Raw genomic sequence first — 15,373 nt, 5'->3', positions numbered from 1 at the left:
AAGGAAAAGACTATGGCATCTCTAAAAGATAAAAACTACTGGGCGCTGATCCTCGGCGGATCAAGCGGATTCGGCCTTGCTTCTGCAAAGCGTCTCGCCGGAGCCGGTGTAAACATCTGCATCGTGCACCGCGATCGAAAAGGGGCGATGGCTCGCATCGATCCGGAATTTGAGGCCATCCGCGCAACGGGATCGCAACTGCTTACGTATAACCTCGACGGCCTGAGCGAAGAAGGCCGTAGAACCGTCCTTGACGGTCTTGAAGAAGCGATGAAAGGCGGAAAGGTGCGCACCCTGTTGCATTCGATCGCCTTTGGCAACCTGAAGCTGATGGCTCCGATAGTGAAGCATCGCTCCGATGCCGTGGCAAAGCTGGCCGCCTCTCTGGGCGTCGATGCCGCGAAACTGCGCTCCGAGGCGACGCGACTCTTTCTCGAAGAAGGCGTGGACGAACTCATGCACATCGCCGAAGAGCCGGCCTACAATCAAGAGCTCTTTCTGGGCGACGAAGATATCGCCAACACCATCTATGCGATGGGCACAAGCCTCGCCACATGGACGGCCGCCCTTTTTCAAAGAAAGATGTTCGCCTCTGATGCAAGGGTGCTCGGCCTCACCAGCGAAGGCAACGAAACGGCCTGGCGCGGATACGCCGCCGTTAGCGCCGCGAAGGTCGCTCTTGAGGCGATCTCGCGATCGATCGCTTATGAATACGGTCCGCATGGCATTCGTTCGAATATTCTGCAGCCCGGCGTCACCGATACTCCGGCCCTGCGTCTGATTCCCGGAAGCACGCATATGGCGGCCCATTCGCGTATGCGCAATCCGCTCGGTCGACTGACCACTCCTGAAGACGTCGGCTCCGTCGTTCTGGCGATGAGTCTTGATGAAACGGCCTGGATTAACGGCGAGATCATCCGTGTGGATGGGGGCGAAAGGATTGCCGGATAATCGTTCAAAAAAACCGTGAAACAATGACATATCAAGAATTCTTAGAGCGAACTCATTTTGACAAAGAGGAGTTGCTGGCCTTTTCACAGGGAAATCTCGTGGAAAACCCGCCGCACGAGCTGGCAAAGGTGCCTGCTCCTCCGTTTTTGATGATGGATCGTGTTACGGAAATCCAGAAATCGGGCAAAAAAGGGCGTATTGTGGCCGAGAAGGACGTTCAGATTGATGAGTGGTTCTTTCAGTGCCATTTTCGCGAAGATCCGGTGATGCCAGGATGCCTCGGCGTCGACGCCATCTGGCAGCTGCTTGGTTTTTATTGCTGTGTGAACGGAGCGCCGGGCTCGGGAAGGGCTCTCGGCGCCGGAGAGATCGAGTTTTCGGGTCAGATTCGCCCGCATAATAAGTTGCTGCGGTATGAGCTCGAAGTGCGTCGATTCACGATGCTGCCCGATCAGGGAGCCTGTCTGGCTATCGGGAACGGCACGCTTTCGGTCGACGGAGAGCTGATCTACAGGGTGAACGACGCGAAAGTCGGCCTCTTTACCGACATCGGTTATAAAGGCTATCCGAACAGAACGGAAAATTTTATGGGCGGACTGTTGAACCGCTGATACGGAAGAAGAGAGGTTATACATGGAACAGAAGATAGCGCTTGTCACCGGAGCCGGTCGTGGCATTGGAGCGGCCATCGCCCGTGAACTCGGGCGAAAAGGCTTCCTCGTCGGAATTCATTACAATTCAAGCTCGGCCACCGCTGAAAAGCTGAAAGAGGAAATCGGGAACGCCTTCTTGATTCAGGCCGATATTTCGACGATCGAAGGCTGCGATAAGATCTACAACGAGATCAAGGCCCGCCCCGAGCCGCTTGAAGTCCTGGTGAACAATGCCGGCGCTGTAAAGGATAACCCTCTCTTCCAGGCATCCGTTGAAGAATTTGAGATGATGGTCGATCTGAACATGAAGGCCACGTGGTATCTTACGAAGCGTCTGATGCGCTTGATGATCCGTAATCGCAGCGGTCGCATCGTGAACATATCGAGCATCATCGGCAGTCAGGGAAATCCGACGCAGTCCGTTTACGGCATGACCAAAGCGGCCATCGACAACTTTACGAAGGTCGCCGCCATGGAAATGGCCGACTATGGCATCCTTGTCAACTCCGTCGCTCCGGGCTTTATTGAAACGGATATGACGAAAGATCTTTCAGAAGAGCATAAAAAAGTTATTCTCGATCGTATTCCGCTGCGTCGCATCGGTCGACCCGAAGAGATCGCCGAAGTCGTCGGCTTCCTTTCGACGTCGGGCACATACATTACGGGAACGGTTATCCACGTAAACGGAGGCATGTATGGCGGCTGAGCTCGTCACCGACCCGGCGATCATTGAAAAGGTTCTGCAGACCGTTCCACAACGGCCGCCTTTTCGTTACATCGATCGCATTCTCGAACTGTCCGAGGATCATATCGTCGGGCAGTACACATACAGCAAGGATGAGTTTTTTTATCCGGGGCATTTTCCCGGGCATCCCGTCACGCCGGGAGTCATCCTTCTTGAGACGATGGCGCAAACGGGCGTCGTCGCCCTCGGAATCTACAACGCGATAAAGAATGGCGGAAGTCTGAACCAGATATCTCTGTTCACCGACGCAGAGGTGGAGTTCGCGGCGATGGTGTTACCCGGTGATACGGTTACTATCAAAAGCCAGAAGATCTTCCTGCGAAGAGGGAAGATCCGTTCTAAGGTTGATATCTATAAGCAGGACGGCACACTGGCCGCCTCGGGCACGCTGTCCGGAATGGGAGTAGCATTATGAGTAGAAGAGTTGTTGTAACAGGCGTCGGGGTGATTACCTCGAACGGTCACGGAAAAGAGGAATTCTCTAAGGCCCTGCGCGAAGGCAAGAGCGGCATACGCTTTCGTCAGGAAATCGCCGATCTGAGTTTTGCCTGCCATGTCGGCGGCTGGATCGATCGCGATAAGCTGATGAAAACGGCCGAGGGATATTTCTCTGAAGAAAACCTTCTCGCCATGAATGAAATCATGATCCTTGCCGGTATTGCCTCGATCGACGCCTGGAAAGACGCCGGTTTTCAGGTCACCGATCCGAAAGACGATCACGTGAACTGGGATGCGGGCTGTATCGTCGGTCTCGGCCTTTCAGGTATGGAAACCATCGCCGAGAAGGTTATCCCCCGTATTGACGAGGGCAAGGTGAAGCGACTCGGTTCGACGATGGTCGAGCAGATCATGGCGTCGTCCGTTTCGGCGAAGATCGGCGGCCTGCTCGCTCTTGGCAATCAATCATCATCGAATTCAAGCGCGTGTAACACCGGCACCGAAGCCATCATCATGGGTTATGATCGCATCCGTCATGGCGATGCCGATCGCATGGTCGTCGGCGGTGCGGAGTCGTCTTCGCGTTATGTATGGGGCGCCTTCGACGCGATGAAGGTTCTCAGCTCGAAGTATAACGAGACTCCCGAAAAGGCCTCGCGACCGATGAGCGCCTCAAGCGCCGGTTTCGTTCCGGGCTCTGGATCGGGCGTACTGCTTCTTGAAAGCCTCGAAAGCGCTCAGAAGCGCGGAGCGAAGATCTATGCCGAAGTACTCGGCGCTCATCTGAACTGCGGCGGACATCGTAACGGCGGAAGCATGACCTTCCCCAATCCGGAGTCGGTGCAGCTTGCCATCAAAGAAGCGATTCGCAAGGCCGGTATCAAGCCTGAAGAGATCGACGCCATTAACGGCCACCTGACGGCTACGATGGCCGATCCCGTTGAGGTGAATAACTGGGTGCAGGCGCTCGGTCTTCCGGCCGATAAATTCCCGCATATTCAGTCGACGAAGTCGATGATCGGGCATTGCCTTGGCGCCGCCGGATCGATCGAGTCGGCGGCCGTTATGCTTCAGCTCGAACAGGGCTTTCTGCATAAGTCCATCAACTGTGAGGATCTTCACGAGAAGATTCAGCCGTATGCGAAAAGCGTTCTCCAGGAGACGCTGAACAAACAGGCGCGCATCTTCGCCAAAGCCAGCTTCGGCTTCGGCGACGTAAACGGATGCGTGATCTACAAGAAATGGGAGGGATAACTCCCCCGTGATCCTTTATCAATCCATATCAGGAGAATTTTAATGGAACAGAAGGAAATAATGGAAAAGGTCCTGAAAATACTCGGACCGTATGCCAAAAATAAAGATGCTCTTGCTGCGGCTAACGACAGCACGAACATCCTGACAGATCTGGAAGTCAACTCTTCCCGTCTGGTCGACATCATCCTCGCTTTTGAAGATGAGTTCGATATTGAAGTGGAAGATGGCGAGGCTGATAAGGTGAACACCGTCGGCGCCGCCGTGAGCATGATCAAGAATAAACTCTGAGATCTGTACCGGGTAGGTTCTGCCTGCCCGGGTTTCCTACCGTGTCTGAAAAATCATCCCACATCCGAAGCGAAACGACTGCGACTGAAGATCTGCCGTCGTTTGCAAGATACCTGCTCTGGCAACGATTGCTTGGCTGGCTTGTCTTTCCCGTGATGGGAGCGGCTCTTGTGCTTGCGATGCGCCTGGTCGGGCGTTATACGATCCGTGAGATGAAAGAAATCAGACGTGAGTTCCGTCGCATCGTGCGCGAGAATCCGTCGCTTCTTATATGTCCGAATCATCTGACGATGATCGATTCTGGCGTTATCCAGTGGGCTCTTGCCGCCAATACGTTTTACTTCTTACATTATCGAAAGCTTCCGTGGAATATTCCCGCCGTCGAGAATTTCGGCCATAACTTCTTTCTGCGGCTGATTACGTATCTGACGAAGTGTATTCCGATCGATCGTACCGGGCCGAGCGAACATCGAGAAGGCGTACTCGATCGCATGGCCTGGCTGCTCCGACGCGGCGATCCCATCCTTCTTTTTCCTGAGGGCAGACGTTCTCAGACCGGGCGACTTGATCTCGAAGGGGCGGCCTACGGTCCCGGTCTGCTTCTGCAGTGCGTGCCCGACACGGCCGTGCTCTGTATTTACATGCGCGGCGATCATCAAACGGCAAAATCGACCCTGCCTGCGAAAGGGGAACGTTTTACGTTAGCGATGCGACTGATCCGCCCTTCGACAGAGCAGCGGGGGATGCGGGCACAGAGAGAGCTTTCGCATCAGATCCTTGCAGAGCTGCAATCGATGGAAGAGGATTTCTTTCGCAGCCGTGAATCGCAGACGACCTTATAAGGAGGGCGTATGGGCATCTTTCTAAGAGATCCGCATTTCGTTTTTGGTAACGATGTCGTCGATCTCTTTGAAGAAAGGGATCGCTCGGCGGCCTTTCTTGATCGCTACGTGCGGAAGATCTGCACGGACGCCGAAGCGTCCTTTCTCAGAAAGGAGGATGACTTCGAAGAAGCTCTCTGGAAGGTATGGGCCTTAAAGGAGAGCGCCTTCAAGGCCGTTAACCGTCGGGATCGCAGCCGATCCTTTCGCTATCGTGAGCTTGAGGTGCAGCCTGGCTTTCATGCGGTGCATGATCATGGCACAGGCCTGGCCCTGGAAGCGTCCGTTTTTTTCGAGAGGCAATCCCGTTTTGAAACAAAATCCCGCAAAGAAACGGATTGCCAGTGTGTGGTCGGCATCGCCTGGTCCGCTCCTGCCGAAGAAGACGCCCTTCTTGTCAGCTGGATCGATCATGTAGAAGAAGAGGCCGATCTCTCGCGTGAGGTGCGCGAGCAGGCGGCGTCGATTCTGCGCGATCTGGAAATCGACGCCTCGGCCGATATCGTGCAGCGCAGGCCCGCACCCGACGGAGAGCTGCTGCCGCCCGTGCTTGACCTTCCGTATGGAGAAGCTCCCGTTTCTCTGTCGCACCATGGACGACTGGTGATGACGACCATGCATCTTGATACTTCGGTCGAACGCTATCTGAAACACTGGCAGGATCGTCCGACTCTACGGGATGGGCGACGGATTTTTTTTCTTCCGGCGAATTGATCCTGATGCCTCGTGCTGTGCTTGAGCCTTAAATTCGACGCTTCGCAAAACCGATACTCAGAGAGACGGCGAAAGCCTGTCCGGGTAAGAACCGGGCAGAATGCGGCATTCCTGCCTGGCAGTAATGTCGTGAAAGAGAAAGAAAAAGCCGCAAGAGTTACCGGATGAAGGAGTGAGCCATGAGCCCCAGCCTTCTTCTTGAACGAGAGAAAAGCATCCTGCGTCCTGCGACGAAGGAACGACTGCCGACCGATAATGCGACGAAAGCGTTGCGTGAAGTCGATGCGCGCACGGGAATACGACTTCGCTGTCGTTGTGCGAATGACAGCGGACGTCACGACGCAAGCTGTATCTATAACCTTGTCTGAAGGCCGGCGCAGTAGTGACGTCTATCGTCCGTGGTCAGAGCCGGAATCCGAATCCGGCGCGCCAGCCCGCATCCCATACGACGGCGTCTTTCTTTAAGGGAGTGTAATCCTCCCATAGAACGCGGTAGGCGTCCGCATAACCCTCAACGATCAGGCTGACGGCTCGCCAGAGGATGCGAGGAAGCTGATACGGCCCGTGGCCGAACGCACAGAAGGCCTCTGACGTCGCAGACGGTCAAGTTCGAGCAGCGTCCGATGCAGATTCTGTGATTCAAGGGAGCGCACCAGCGTTTCGTCCTGCAACTGCCTCAGATACGGATCTTGCATGCGATGGGCCCAGTAGGGACGCCCTTCGCCGCCGAGGATCTCGACTCCGACGATGGCGTCGTCTGCAAGAAGCGAATGGATGGGGGCCAGAATAAAAGATAAAAGAAGAAGGATCAGCGAAAGTACCGGAGGTCGGACTCGAACCGACACGAGATCGCTCCCGGTAGATTTTGAATCTACTGTGTCTACCAGTTTCACCACTCCGGCAATCGTTGACGGGATGAGCATTCTTTTGTAGCGTTGACTGTAAACAAAAATATGTTCCTTATTTACCGCACATTTGAAGAGTTCCGGAAGCATCCGGAGACTGTTGAACTGAATCCCGACGAAGTCCAGCATTTGAAGGCCCGTCGAATCGAGCCCGATACCGAGATCGTCGTCTGTGACGGCCGTGGTCGCACCGCTCCCGCTCTGCTGCTGCGCGAAAGCTCCGGGCGCAAAGAGCAATGGAGCTGCAGGCCCGATTACACCCGTCAGGAATTCGTCGATGCTCCAGAGTGCATCGTCTATTGCGCCCTGCCTAAAGGCAGTCGCGTGGATCTGATACTCGAAAAAGGAACGGAGCTCGGCATGACGCGATTCGTTCCCGTCGAGTTCGAGCGATCTGTACGCGAGACCTATTCGCAGGAACGAGCGGAGCGTCTTGCCATGCAGGCGGCCGGACAGAGCAGACGTCGTTATATTCCCGTGTTTGAACAGCCGATCGGTCTTGAAGAGCTGCTTTCGCGCATCGAGGGATCGGCCGAAGCCTGTATGTTTCTTTTACTTGATCCATCGGGCAGAGCGGCCGTCGATCTACTTCCGCGCAAGCGAGATGCGGAGCGTACGATCCGCTCGCATGCCATCGTTGTCGGTCCGGAAGGAGGCATCACAGATCTGGAACGGATCGCTATGCTTGAAAAAGGGGCTCTGCCGGTTGCGTTATCCGACGGTATCCTGCGCATTGAGACGGCCGTTCTCGCCGGACTGAGTTATCTCAACCTGCTTCAGGCCTGAGCGAACTTTTGTGGGGATGCGCAGAATATAGACGGCGACCGTCAATCCGATAGCGGCGACGAGTATCTTTACGGGCAACAATGGAATAAAGAACAGAACGGAGCTGATGATCGTCATGGCAAGCGTGCTCAGGGCGAAGATCTTTGTGCCTGGCGTGAGGCTGCGTTCGATGCGCCACTGATGGATGTAGGGCCCCAGATATTTATGGTTCATCAGGGCGTTATAAAAACGGGCGGAGCTTCGCGCGTAACAGAGAGCCGTTAACAGAAGAAACGGCGTCGTCGGCAGCACAGGCAGGAAGATGCCCGCTATGCCCAGCGCAAGGCTGGCCGTGCCGGCTGCTATCAGGACGATGCGCAGCAGTCGGTTGCGAACGGGGCTGGTTTCATTTGAGAAATCGCGCTGCATGTGTGTCGTCAATGAATTGTTCTTAAAGAAAAACAGGCATAGGGCCTGCGTCGATGAAAAAACTGGTGACGGCAAGGCCAGGGCTCCCTGGGATTTAATGGCTGCTGCTTACTGACAAAAGCGTTCCATGATATAGTTCTTGAGCAACATACCGCCGCGTGCGGCCAGATTCGGCCGCACAACGGTGAATCCCATCTGTAAAAAGAAGGGTTTTGCAGTGATGCTCACCTCGGCAAAAAGACGGCGCAACCCGATCTCTTCAGCCTTTTCCGCGATGGCCTGCATGAGCGCTATTCCAACACCGCGACGTTGATGATCGGGATGAACATAGAAGCAATCGATATGTCCGTCCGGATCAAGCTCTGCAAAACCGAGTACCGTCGTCTCGTTCGAATCAACGGCCACAGCTGGTTGTTTTCTATTTAACCGCTCAAGCCAGTGATCGTAATCGATAGGAAATGGCGCCCATACGGCCAGCTCCTCGGCTGTATAATCCCGACAGGCCACCCGATGAATGGAGGCATGGAAGAGATCGGCAATTTGATGGGCCATGGTGGGCGAATAGTCGATGATCTGAATCATAGCGTCACTCGATCGATGACCTCTGCGGCGAGCGGAGCGGACATAAACAGCAGCAAAGCGACCAAGGCTCTGAGGGGCATACTTCCTATCAACGCCGTCGCTTGCCCGACGCAAGCAGAAATAGCGTTTGAGCAGGTGGGGGAAGGTTCTAAAAATTTATAAAACAAATTGACAGCTTCTGCTCCGGGCTCACTCTCCGGAGGCGAGGACGTCATGCAGAGAGATTTCATTCGTTCGTTAGAAAAGGCGATCGGCGTCGAGAAGGTGTCGACGCGATGGATCGACCGCCTGGCCTTATCGTCCGATGCGAGCTTTTACAGCCTTGTGCCGGCCTGCATCGTGCGCCCGACGTCGGTAGACGACGTGGCGTCCCTCTTGCGTCTTGCCGGCAACTATCGCCTGCCGCTGACCTTTCGAGCGGCCGGAACAAGCCTTTCGGGCCAGGCTATCAGCGACAGCGTACTCGTCGATATCAGCCGCTCTTTTCGCGATATTCAGATTCTTGACGAAGGCCGACGCATTCGCCTGCAGCCAGGCGTCACCGGTCAACGGGCGAACGACCATCTGCGCCGCTATGGTCGCAAGATCGGACCTGACCCAGCCAGCATACAGGCGGCGATGCTGGGCGGCATCCTTGCGAATAACTCAAGCGGCATGTGCTGTGGCGTAACGCAGAACGCCTATCATACGCTTGATGCGATGACGATTGTGTTACCCGATGGCAGCCGTTTTAACACCGAGACGGCGGCCGATGCAGACCGTTTTCGAGACGAGCATGCATCGCTGTATAACGGCCTGCTTGAGATCCGACGGCGTATGCTAACCGATGAAGCGATTCGGGATCGCATTCGCGATAAATACCGCATCAAGAACACAGTCGGCTACGGCATGAACGCCTTTCTTGATTTCGACCGTCCTCTTGATATCCTCGCCCATCTGATGATCGGCAGCGAGGGCACGCTCGGTTTTATTGCCGATGCGACGCTTCGGACGGTGCCCGCATCAAAGCATAAGCTGACGACGTTGCTTCTGTTTCGTGATCTGCATGCGGCAGGAGCGGCCGTGCCCGAGCTTCTTGACGCGGCGGCGGTCGAGATCATGGATCGAAGCGCCATTCGCAGCATCGAGAGAAAGGCAGGCTCTCTTGCAGAGATTCTCAGTTCGGCTCCCGATGAGGCCGCCGCACTGCTTGTTGAGTTTGAGTTTGCCACGGCCGCCGAGCTGGAAGAACACAAGCCGGACATCGAGAGACGCCTGAGTGATTTCTCGCTTCTGGTCGCTCCGTTGTTAACCGCCGACGTGCAACAGCAGGCGCTTTACTGGAGCCTGCGCAAGGGCATGTATCCCTCTGTGGGATCGCTGAGACCCAAGGGCAGCTCGGCTCTGATCGAAGACGTGGCGGTGCCTGTAAGGCATCTTGCCGATCTATGCGCCGATCTGCAGCGGTTGTTCAAGACGTATGCCTATGACGAGGCCATCATTTTCGGCCATGCAAAAGACGGCAATCTGCACTTTGTTATAACGCCGACCTTCCCCTCTGATGAAGAGGTTCAACGATACGAAGCTCTTATGAACGACGTCGTAGATCTTGTCGTGCATAAATACGACGGAGCCTTGAAAGGCGAGCATGGCACGGGCCGGAATATGGCGCCTTTCGTGGAGACGGAGTGGGGCGATGTGATCTATTCACTGATGAAAGAGGTGAAGCGACTCGTCGATCCGTTGAACATCTGCAATCCGGGCGTTATTATTAACGACGATCGACGTGTACATCTGGCTAACCTGAAGCCGCTGCCAGCCGTACATGACGAGGTCGATCTATGTATCGAATGTGGCTTCTGCGAGAATCGCTGCCCGAGCAGGGATCTGACGCTGACGCCGAGGCAGCGCATCGTCGTGCAGCGACTGCTTCAAGATCCTCGAAGATCCGACCTGCGCCCTGAGATCCTGAAAGACTACGCCTATGCCGGAGTCGATACCTGCGCCACCGACGGGTTATGCGCCACGGCCTGCCCGGTGGGAATCGATACGGGCCGCTATATGAAGGATCTGCGCGCGCAGAAGCAGGGGGCTCTATCGAAGCGTGTGGCGCAGTTTGTATCGACGCACATGAGGCTCATCAGTTTTTTTATCGGGCTTTCGTTGCGTCCGTTATCTGTGCCGGGTATGAGTCACCTCGGGCGTTTTTTCACCGATGTCGTGCGTCTCATATTTCGCATACCACAGCTTCCCGTTTCGATGCGTGCAGGCGCACGCATAGCTGCGAAGGGCGACTCAAACGCCGATATTCTGTATTTCCCCACCTGTATCAGTCGCACGATGGGTGGTTATGCAGATGCACCCTCCATTCCTGAAACGATCGAGCGCCTTGTGCGCCGCTCCGGCCTGCAGATGCGCGTGGCCAGCGATTCGAGCGGCCATTGCTGCGGAACGCCGATGGCGTCGAAGGGATTTCCAGAGGCCGCAGAGCATTCGTTATCCGCCCTTGTTGAGATGCTCTTTCGAGAAAGCGAAGGTGGCAGGATCCCCGTCGTTCTTGATACGTCTTCATGCACCTACGCTTTGCTCCAGAGGGCCGCAGCGTCTGACAATGGCGACGCTGTAGGCAGGAAGCTGCATGCTCTGCGGATTTTGGACTCCGTCGTCTTTGCCTCTGAGAAGCTGCTTCCGCGCCTTCGGGTAACGAAGCGACAGAGGAGCATTGCGCTGCATCCGACCTGCGCCTCGCAGAAGATGAATCATCTGGCGTATTTACAGACCGTCGCTGCGGCCTGCGCTGAATCTGTCGTTATTCCTATCTCGGCCGGTTGTTGCGGTATGGCCGGCGATCGAGGGATGCTCTTTCCCGAGCTGACGGCTTCTGCGACCCGTGAAGAGGCGGAGCAGATGAGAAACGAACATTGCTCTGGACATTACAGCTCGGCCCGAACCTGCGAGCTTGCTTTAACCGAAGCGACGGGGCAACCGTATCATTCGATGCTTCATCTGCTTGATCGAGCGACGGAATAGGTCATATTGAATGAAAAGAAAACGCATACAACAGGAGGAGACAATGAGCGCGAAGAAGATTTTGATGTTTGTCGGTGATTTTGTCGAGGATTACGAGGTGATGGTTCCATTTCAGATACTCACGATGGTCGGGCATACGGTGCATGCCGTCTGTCCGGGAAAGAAACCCGGAGATACGGTTCGAACGGCAGTTCATGACTTTGTTGGAGATCAGACGTATATGGAGGCGCCTGGCCACCGTTTTGTCGTGAACTTTGATTTCGAGAAGGTGGATGCAAAGAGTTACGATGCGCTGGTCATTCCCGGCGGTCGGGCTCCGGAGTACCTACGTCTGAATCAGAAGCTGCTGGAGATGACACGCCATTTTGCCGATAGCAAGAAGCCTATCGCAGCAATCTGTCACGGGCCCCAGATACTGGCCGCTGCCGGCGTATTAAAAGGGCGTAACGTGATAGCCTATCCTGCCGTCGGTCCCGAATGCACGGTGGCGGGGGCGAAATTTGGTGAGGTGAACGATACCGCATCAAATGCGTTAACCGATGGAAACCTCGTGACGGCTCCGGCATGGCCGGCGCATCCTGAGTGGATGCGACAGTTTCTGATCGTTCTCGGCTCAAAAATCGAGGCTTGAATCTCCCCCGCCTGATAGTATCCTGTATCGGGCGGGGATCTTTTCTTGTTTGCCGAGAAACTAACTTACTCTGCCGCTTTTCTTGAGGGCTATCGTGAGAGCGCATGCAAGAAGCAGAGCCAGAAGAATCGAAGAGATCGTCCGGACTGCGATATGCCCGAGATCTTTCATCGAAATCGAAACCGGGTCACGAAGCAACGGAAGCACCGCCGCCGGATGTGCAAGTGTAAAGGGCACGTTAGAGCCCCTTGCCGATCGTGTAGCGGGTTTCTACAAGACCATTCTTGTAAGCCTTACAGTCTTTGAGTGCAAGCCTGGTCTGTGCTGAGCCGCTTTCAAAAAGAGGCAGGCCCGAGCCCAGCAGCATGGGAATCGTCGTTAGGCATAGCTCGTCGACGAGATTCAGACGAAGAAACTCCCGACACACCTTCGCTCCACCGACAAGATAGGTGTTCTGATATGGCAGGCCCTTCAGCAGCTCGGGAATTTCTCCTGAATAGAAGCGTACGTTCTCTTTCGTTACAGGAAGCTTTCGTCCGGTAAGCACGATGACAGGAGTATCGCCATAGGGCCAGCCGACCTGACGCGCAAGTTCATACGTATGCGAGCCCATGATATAACAATCGATACCGGATAGGAACTGCGCGGCATCTTCTTCTTCGACACCCCTCTCATAGGGAGACGTAAACTCGAACCAGTCCATGCTGCCGTCGCTGGTGGCGATGAAGCCGTCAAGGCTTGTAACCATGTGAAGGGTGATGCGCGAGGGCATAAAGACGTCTCAAGAGAACTGTGAGGACGTTACCGGAATGTGCAATCATTTTTCTGAAAAAGTGTGAGCGCTTCTGCGGCGGGCTTATGTGCATTCTATTTGCATGGACCACTGAAAAGAACAATCCGCTTTTCCTCATCAGGCATAGCCCGCGGAAGAGTATGCTCGATGCGTCCCTCGAATAGGTATTCGACCTCGCACCGGCTCGGCGCTTCTCTGAGAGGGAAAACGAGTTCGGTGTCGATGGTTTGATTCACAGGCAGTAAACGAGTGTCTGACTCGATCTTCAATGTAGCGTTGTTTACGATTCGGGCAATGCGATAGTCAAGAAGCTCACGGCCGCCGTCGCTGAATGCGCGGACTCGCACCTGACGAAAAAGATCGCCTGTAGGAAAGGGATGCCCGATGCGCGGGATGCGGATCTGCATTTTTAAAAGGGACTGCCGGGTGTGAAACCGGATTTGGATAACATGCGGGATCGCTTCGCGATGGGAAAGAGGAGAGGCGATGTGAGCGTCCTGTCGTAGATGGCAGCCCGTGCAGGTTGTTGCCGGCGCAGAGCCCTTTTGCCTGTGTGCAAGGAATTCGCTGACTGTCGCTTGCATGGGATGAGGGGAGTATGCGATAAAGGGGCTCACTCGATCCGGGAAGTTGAACTCGTGGCATCCGGCGCAGAGGTCCGGGCTGCGCAGTATCGGATCATGACGCAGTTCATGGCCGTCGTCTGCCCCGGCCTTCGTGGCCATTTCTGATGTGACGGGGCGGCCTGTATAAACCACGTCATTGCGCACATGACAAACGGCGCAGCTGACTCCTTCTTCGTTCTGCGGCGAGCGCAGATCATCGTAGTCGTAATCCTCTCGGTAAGAAGGCAGGCGATCGGTTGCATGAGGGCGGTGAACGACGTACTGCCGCTTATCGGTCTGGTAGATCTCCTGAATCGGCCTGATTGGCCTCGCTTCGGCGGCGTGCCCGCTGTTATACCAGTAAGGTGCATGGCAGTTCATACACCAGGCCATCGGTTCAAGCTGAAAGGCATGATAGAATCGAGCATTCGTGAAGGCCTGACTGTGAAGACTCTTCTTCCAGGCTCCAAATTCTTTTTCGTGGCATCGAGCACAGGACTCTGCTTTCTGCCAGCGAGGATTTGAGCCGGCGTCTGCAACCGGATAACGCCCCTGACTCAAGCGGGAAAGGATCGGACTCGCAGTATCGTCGAACGGAGGTCTGTTGAAGAGCATTCGATAGCGCTCTGAATCTGGCAAGGTCTCGCCGCGGCTCTTGATGCGCTCAAACGCTGATAGGGCAGCCTGATCGTTATCCGCGAAAGGATCGGGATCGGAAGTTTCCGGAGGATTTGTTATACAGCCAGGCCCGATCAGTAAGAGCGTCGAAACGATCAGAAGCGGTATTCGGGGCATGGTCCGTCCGATTCTTGCATGTGCTTTGATATCTCCAGAAAATCAAATGTTGCTGTCTCATCAATCTCGCGCTCGTAAGGCTCGAATTTTAGATGGTATGGCCCGCGAGGACCGTCGTTCACGGTCGGACCAACGCCCTTTTTGCCGATTTCCTGTTTGAAATGTGCTATGATCTTGTTCCCTTCGCGCGTCCAATTCCCTTTTTTTACGCGGGTCTCCCCCATATCTTCAAAGTATTCGATCAAAAGCCCGGCTGTCTGTCTGTAATTGGAACAAATAGTAGTGTGCGAGCTGCCTCTGCCCCATGCTTGCGGGAACAGCCTCCATGATTTCATCGGCTCCTTGATGCCGATCTTCTCGCGCCAGTCTCGATCCTTCCGCAGATTCGTCAGATCGCCGTCCTGCTCCATGATGGCAGGAGGCTTTCCGAGCCTGTAGGCCTGCTGCAGTTCAGGGATGGCCTCGGCGATGCGATTGGCACGAACAAGAGCACAGCCCAGATTGTAGTGAAGGTTCATGTCGGGCTTCTCGCTTAACCTGATGCCGATGCGATATGCCTTTATAGAATCCTCCAGTCGACCGTCGATATTCGAAAGGCTATTCGCGTAGTCGTAATACAGGCCGGCGTGTGCATGAAGTTGTAGGGCCGCTTCATACTGAATGATAGCTTCGCTATCTCGTTTCTGCTTGTAGAGCTGGAAGCCGGACTTGTGCAAGGCCTCGGCCTTCTGTAAATTCTCGGGCGGGGCGTTGAGCTGTGCGGTAGCCCAGGATTCATTGAACGGCTCAAATGGTCGTGTTGATTGGCAGGATGTCAGGAGTAGAACAAGAATGAGATTTGCTGGCAATGTCGTAAAGCGAGGCATGCCATAAGGTGAGCGCAGAAATGAGTATGTCAAGCAGGATCGTTGTCCTTGCGTCCCTTGCGTGGCGCC

At 55.0% G+C, this 15,373-nt stretch carries 18 protein-coding genes, 1 tRNA gene and 1 pseudogene; 12 read left to right on the top strand and 8 right to left on the bottom strand.

Going from position 1 to position 15,373, the window contains the following annotated elements:
* Nucleotides 1-12 precede the first annotated feature (12 nt).
* The 9 genes from LEPIL_RS05235 to LEPIL_RS05195 all read left to right on the top strand — a co-directional run bounded on the left by LEPIL_RS05235 (nucleotide 13) and on the right by LEPIL_RS05195 (nucleotide 6,292).
* Nucleotides 13-951 (top strand): SDR family oxidoreductase, encoded by a 939-nt coding sequence (locus tag LEPIL_RS05235; protein ID WP_002770666.1) that lies wholly within the window; start codon nucleotides 13-15, stop codon nucleotides 949-951.
* 23 nt (nucleotides 952-974) lie between these two features.
* Nucleotides 975-1,562 (top strand): bifunctional 3-hydroxydecanoyl-ACP dehydratase/trans-2-decenoyl-ACP isomerase, encoded by a 588-nt coding sequence (gene fabA / locus LEPIL_RS05230; protein ID WP_002770665.1) that lies wholly within the window; start codon nucleotides 975-977, stop codon nucleotides 1,560-1,562.
* 22 nt (nucleotides 1,563-1,584) lie between these two features.
* A complete protein-coding gene (locus tag LEPIL_RS05225; RefSeq protein ID WP_002770663.1) occupies nucleotides 1,585-2,310 on the top strand; it encodes a 3-oxoacyl-ACP reductase family protein in 726 nt (241 codons plus the stop codon).
* Nucleotides 2,300-2,764, top strand: a complete 465-nt coding sequence (locus tag LEPIL_RS05220; protein WP_002770661.1) for a 3-hydroxyacyl-ACP dehydratase FabZ family protein — start codon at nucleotides 2,300-2,302, stop codon at nucleotides 2,762-2,764. The genes LEPIL_RS05225 and LEPIL_RS05220 overlap by 11 nt, the downstream gene beginning before the upstream one ends.
* A complete protein-coding gene (locus LEPIL_RS05215) occupies nucleotides 2,761-4,041 on the top strand; it encodes a beta-ketoacyl-[acyl-carrier-protein] synthase family protein (protein ID WP_002770659.1) in 1,281 nt (426 codons plus the stop codon). The genes LEPIL_RS05220 and LEPIL_RS05215 overlap by 4 nt, the downstream gene beginning before the upstream one ends.
* 42 nt (nucleotides 4,042-4,083) lie before the next feature.
* Nucleotides 4,084-4,329, top strand: coding sequence for a phosphopantetheine-binding protein (locus LEPIL_RS05210; protein WP_002770657.1), 246 nt, complete (start codon nucleotides 4,084-4,086; stop codon nucleotides 4,327-4,329).
* Nucleotides 4,330-4,370: 41 nt separating this feature from the next.
* On the top strand, nucleotides 4,371-5,171 hold the full coding sequence (locus tag LEPIL_RS05205) for a lysophospholipid acyltransferase family protein (RefSeq protein ID WP_002770655.1): 801 nt from the start codon (nucleotides 4,371-4,373) through the stop codon (nucleotides 5,169-5,171).
* 9 nt (nucleotides 5,172-5,180) lie between these two features.
* Nucleotides 5,181-5,924: a 4'-phosphopantetheinyl transferase family protein gene (locus LEPIL_RS05200; RefSeq protein ID WP_002770653.1), complete on the top strand. Its 744-nt coding sequence runs from the start codon at nucleotides 5,181-5,183 to the stop codon at nucleotides 5,922-5,924.
* 179 nt (nucleotides 5,925-6,103) lie between these two features.
* On the top strand, nucleotides 6,104-6,292 hold the full coding sequence (locus LEPIL_RS05195) for a hypothetical protein (RefSeq protein ID WP_002770651.1): 189 nt from the start codon (nucleotides 6,104-6,106) through the stop codon (nucleotides 6,290-6,292).
* A gap of 150 nt (nucleotides 6,293-6,442) precedes the next feature.
* On the opposite strand, the gene LEPIL_RS22835 is transcribed toward LEPIL_RS05195, so the two are convergent.
* The gene (locus LEPIL_RS22835; protein ID WP_078123345.1) at nucleotides 6,443-6,769 is read right to left on the bottom strand and encodes a hypothetical protein; all 327 of its coding nucleotides are present in this window, start codon (nucleotides 6,767-6,769) and stop codon (nucleotides 6,443-6,445) included.
* Nucleotides 6,743-6,826 (bottom strand) — tRNA-Leu (locus LEPIL_RS05185). The genes LEPIL_RS22835 and LEPIL_RS05185 overlap by 27 nt, the downstream gene beginning before the upstream one ends.
* Nucleotides 6,827-6,877: 51 nt before the next feature.
* Here LEPIL_RS05185 and LEPIL_RS05180 point away from each other — a divergent pair.
* Nucleotides 6,878-7,615 (top strand): RsmE family RNA methyltransferase, encoded by a 738-nt coding sequence (locus tag LEPIL_RS05180; RefSeq protein ID WP_002770649.1) that lies wholly within the window; start codon nucleotides 6,878-6,880, stop codon nucleotides 7,613-7,615.
* 6 nt (nucleotides 7,616-7,621) lie between these two features.
* Here the strand turns inward: LEPIL_RS05180 and LEPIL_RS05175 are convergent.
* Together LEPIL_RS05175 and LEPIL_RS05170 are read right to left on the bottom strand one after the other, a co-directional pair.
* Nucleotides 7,622-8,023, bottom strand: a pseudogene (locus tag LEPIL_RS05175) (YbaN family protein); the annotation flags it as partial.
* Between the two features lie 108 nt (nucleotides 8,024-8,131).
* Complete coding sequence (locus tag LEPIL_RS05170) at nucleotides 8,132-8,605, bottom strand: GNAT family N-acetyltransferase (RefSeq protein WP_002770645.1); 474 nt, start codon at nucleotides 8,603-8,605, stop codon at nucleotides 8,132-8,134.
* Between the two features lie 213 nt (nucleotides 8,606-8,818).
* On the opposite strand from LEPIL_RS05170, the gene LEPIL_RS05160 reads away from it, so the two are divergent.
* Together LEPIL_RS05160 and LEPIL_RS05155 are read left to right on the top strand one after the other, a co-directional pair.
* On the top strand, nucleotides 8,819-11,614 hold the full coding sequence (locus LEPIL_RS05160) for an FAD-binding and (Fe-S)-binding domain-containing protein (protein ID WP_002770643.1): 2,796 nt from the start codon (nucleotides 8,819-8,821) through the stop codon (nucleotides 11,612-11,614).
* Nucleotides 11,615-11,657: 43 nt separating this feature from the next.
* Nucleotides 11,658-12,245, top strand: coding sequence for a DJ-1/PfpI family protein (locus tag LEPIL_RS05155; RefSeq protein ID WP_002770641.1), 588 nt, complete (start codon nucleotides 11,658-11,660; stop codon nucleotides 12,243-12,245).
* Between the two features lie 60 nt (nucleotides 12,246-12,305).
* Here LEPIL_RS05155 and LEPIL_RS23335 read toward each other — a convergent pair whose 3' ends face one another.
* The 4 genes from LEPIL_RS23335 to LEPIL_RS05140 form a co-directional block, all read right to left on the bottom strand.
* Entirely contained in the window at nucleotides 12,306-12,482 is a 177-nt protein-coding gene (locus LEPIL_RS23335; RefSeq protein WP_157135027.1) for a hypothetical protein, read from the bottom strand.
* A 1-nt stretch (nucleotide 12,483) separates the two neighbouring features.
* Nucleotides 12,484-13,017 (bottom strand): dihydrofolate reductase family protein, encoded by a 534-nt coding sequence (locus LEPIL_RS05150; protein ID WP_002770639.1) that lies wholly within the window; start codon nucleotides 13,015-13,017, stop codon nucleotides 12,484-12,486.
* 95 nt (nucleotides 13,018-13,112) lie between these two features.
* Nucleotides 13,113-14,438, bottom strand: a complete 1,326-nt coding sequence (locus LEPIL_RS05145; protein ID WP_002770637.1) for a multiheme c-type cytochrome — start codon at nucleotides 14,436-14,438, stop codon at nucleotides 13,113-13,115.
* On the bottom strand, nucleotides 14,417-15,304 hold the full coding sequence (locus LEPIL_RS05140) for a tetratricopeptide repeat protein (RefSeq protein WP_002770635.1): 888 nt from the start codon (nucleotides 15,302-15,304) through the stop codon (nucleotides 14,417-14,419). Before LEPIL_RS05140 ends, LEPIL_RS05145 begins: the two co-directional genes overlap by 22 nt.
* Nucleotides 15,305-15,373 lie beyond the last annotated feature (69 nt).

It is taken from the genome of Leptonema illini DSM 21528 (assembly GCF_000243335.1).
In the GTDB taxonomy this organism is placed as follows: Bacteria; Spirochaetota; Leptospiria; order Leptospirales; family Leptonemataceae; genus Leptonema; species Leptonema illini.
This window is presented reverse-complemented; position numbering and strand designations above follow the sequence as displayed.

Excerpts from the sequence above, each read along its gene's own strand:
- LEPIL_RS05160 (WP_002770643.1), top strand. The coding sequence starts at position 8,819 with ATGCAGAGAGATTTCATTCGTTCGTTAGAAAAGGCGATCGGCGTCGAG.
- LEPIL_RS05170 (WP_002770645.1), bottom strand. The coding sequence starts at position 8,605 with ATGATTCAGATCATCGACTATTCGCCCACCATGGCCCATCAAATTGCC.
- LEPIL_RS05225 (WP_002770663.1), top strand. The coding sequence starts at position 1,585 with ATGGAACAGAAGATAGCGCTTGTCACCGGAGCCGGTCGTGGCATTGGA.
- LEPIL_RS05195 (WP_002770651.1), top strand. The coding sequence starts at position 6,104 with ATGAGCCCCAGCCTTCTTCTTGAACGAGAGAAAAGCATCCTGCGTCCT.
- LEPIL_RS05210 (WP_002770657.1), top strand. The coding sequence starts at position 4,084 with ATGGAACAGAAGGAAATAATGGAAAAGGTCCTGAAAATACTCGGACCG.
- LEPIL_RS05155 (WP_002770641.1), top strand. The coding sequence starts at position 11,658 with ATGAGCGCGAAGAAGATTTTGATGTTTGTCGGTGATTTTGTCGAGGAT.
- fabA (WP_002770665.1), top strand. The coding sequence starts at position 975 with ATGACATATCAAGAATTCTTAGAGCGAACTCATTTTGACAAAGAGGAG.
- LEPIL_RS05220 (WP_002770661.1), top strand. The coding sequence starts at position 2,300 with ATGGCGGCTGAGCTCGTCACCGACCCGGCGATCATTGAAAAGGTTCTG.
- LEPIL_RS05140 (WP_002770635.1), bottom strand. The coding sequence starts at position 15,304 with ATGCCTCGCTTTACGACATTGCCAGCAAATCTCATTCTTGTTCTACTC.
- LEPIL_RS05150 (WP_002770639.1), bottom strand. The coding sequence starts at position 13,017 with ATGCCCTCGCGCATCACCCTTCACATGGTTACAAGCCTTGACGGCTTC.
- LEPIL_RS05215 (WP_002770659.1), top strand. The coding sequence starts at position 2,761 with ATGAGTAGAAGAGTTGTTGTAACAGGCGTCGGGGTGATTACCTCGAAC.
- LEPIL_RS05180 (WP_002770649.1), top strand. The coding sequence starts at position 6,878 with ATGTTCCTTATTTACCGCACATTTGAAGAGTTCCGGAAGCATCCGGAG.
- LEPIL_RS05145 (WP_002770637.1), bottom strand. The coding sequence starts at position 14,438 with ATGCCCCGAATACCGCTTCTGATCGTTTCGACGCTCTTACTGATCGGG.
- LEPIL_RS05200 (WP_002770653.1), top strand. The coding sequence starts at position 5,181 with ATGGGCATCTTTCTAAGAGATCCGCATTTCGTTTTTGGTAACGATGTC.
- LEPIL_RS05235 (WP_002770666.1), top strand. The coding sequence starts at position 13 with ATGGCATCTCTAAAAGATAAAAACTACTGGGCGCTGATCCTCGGCGGA.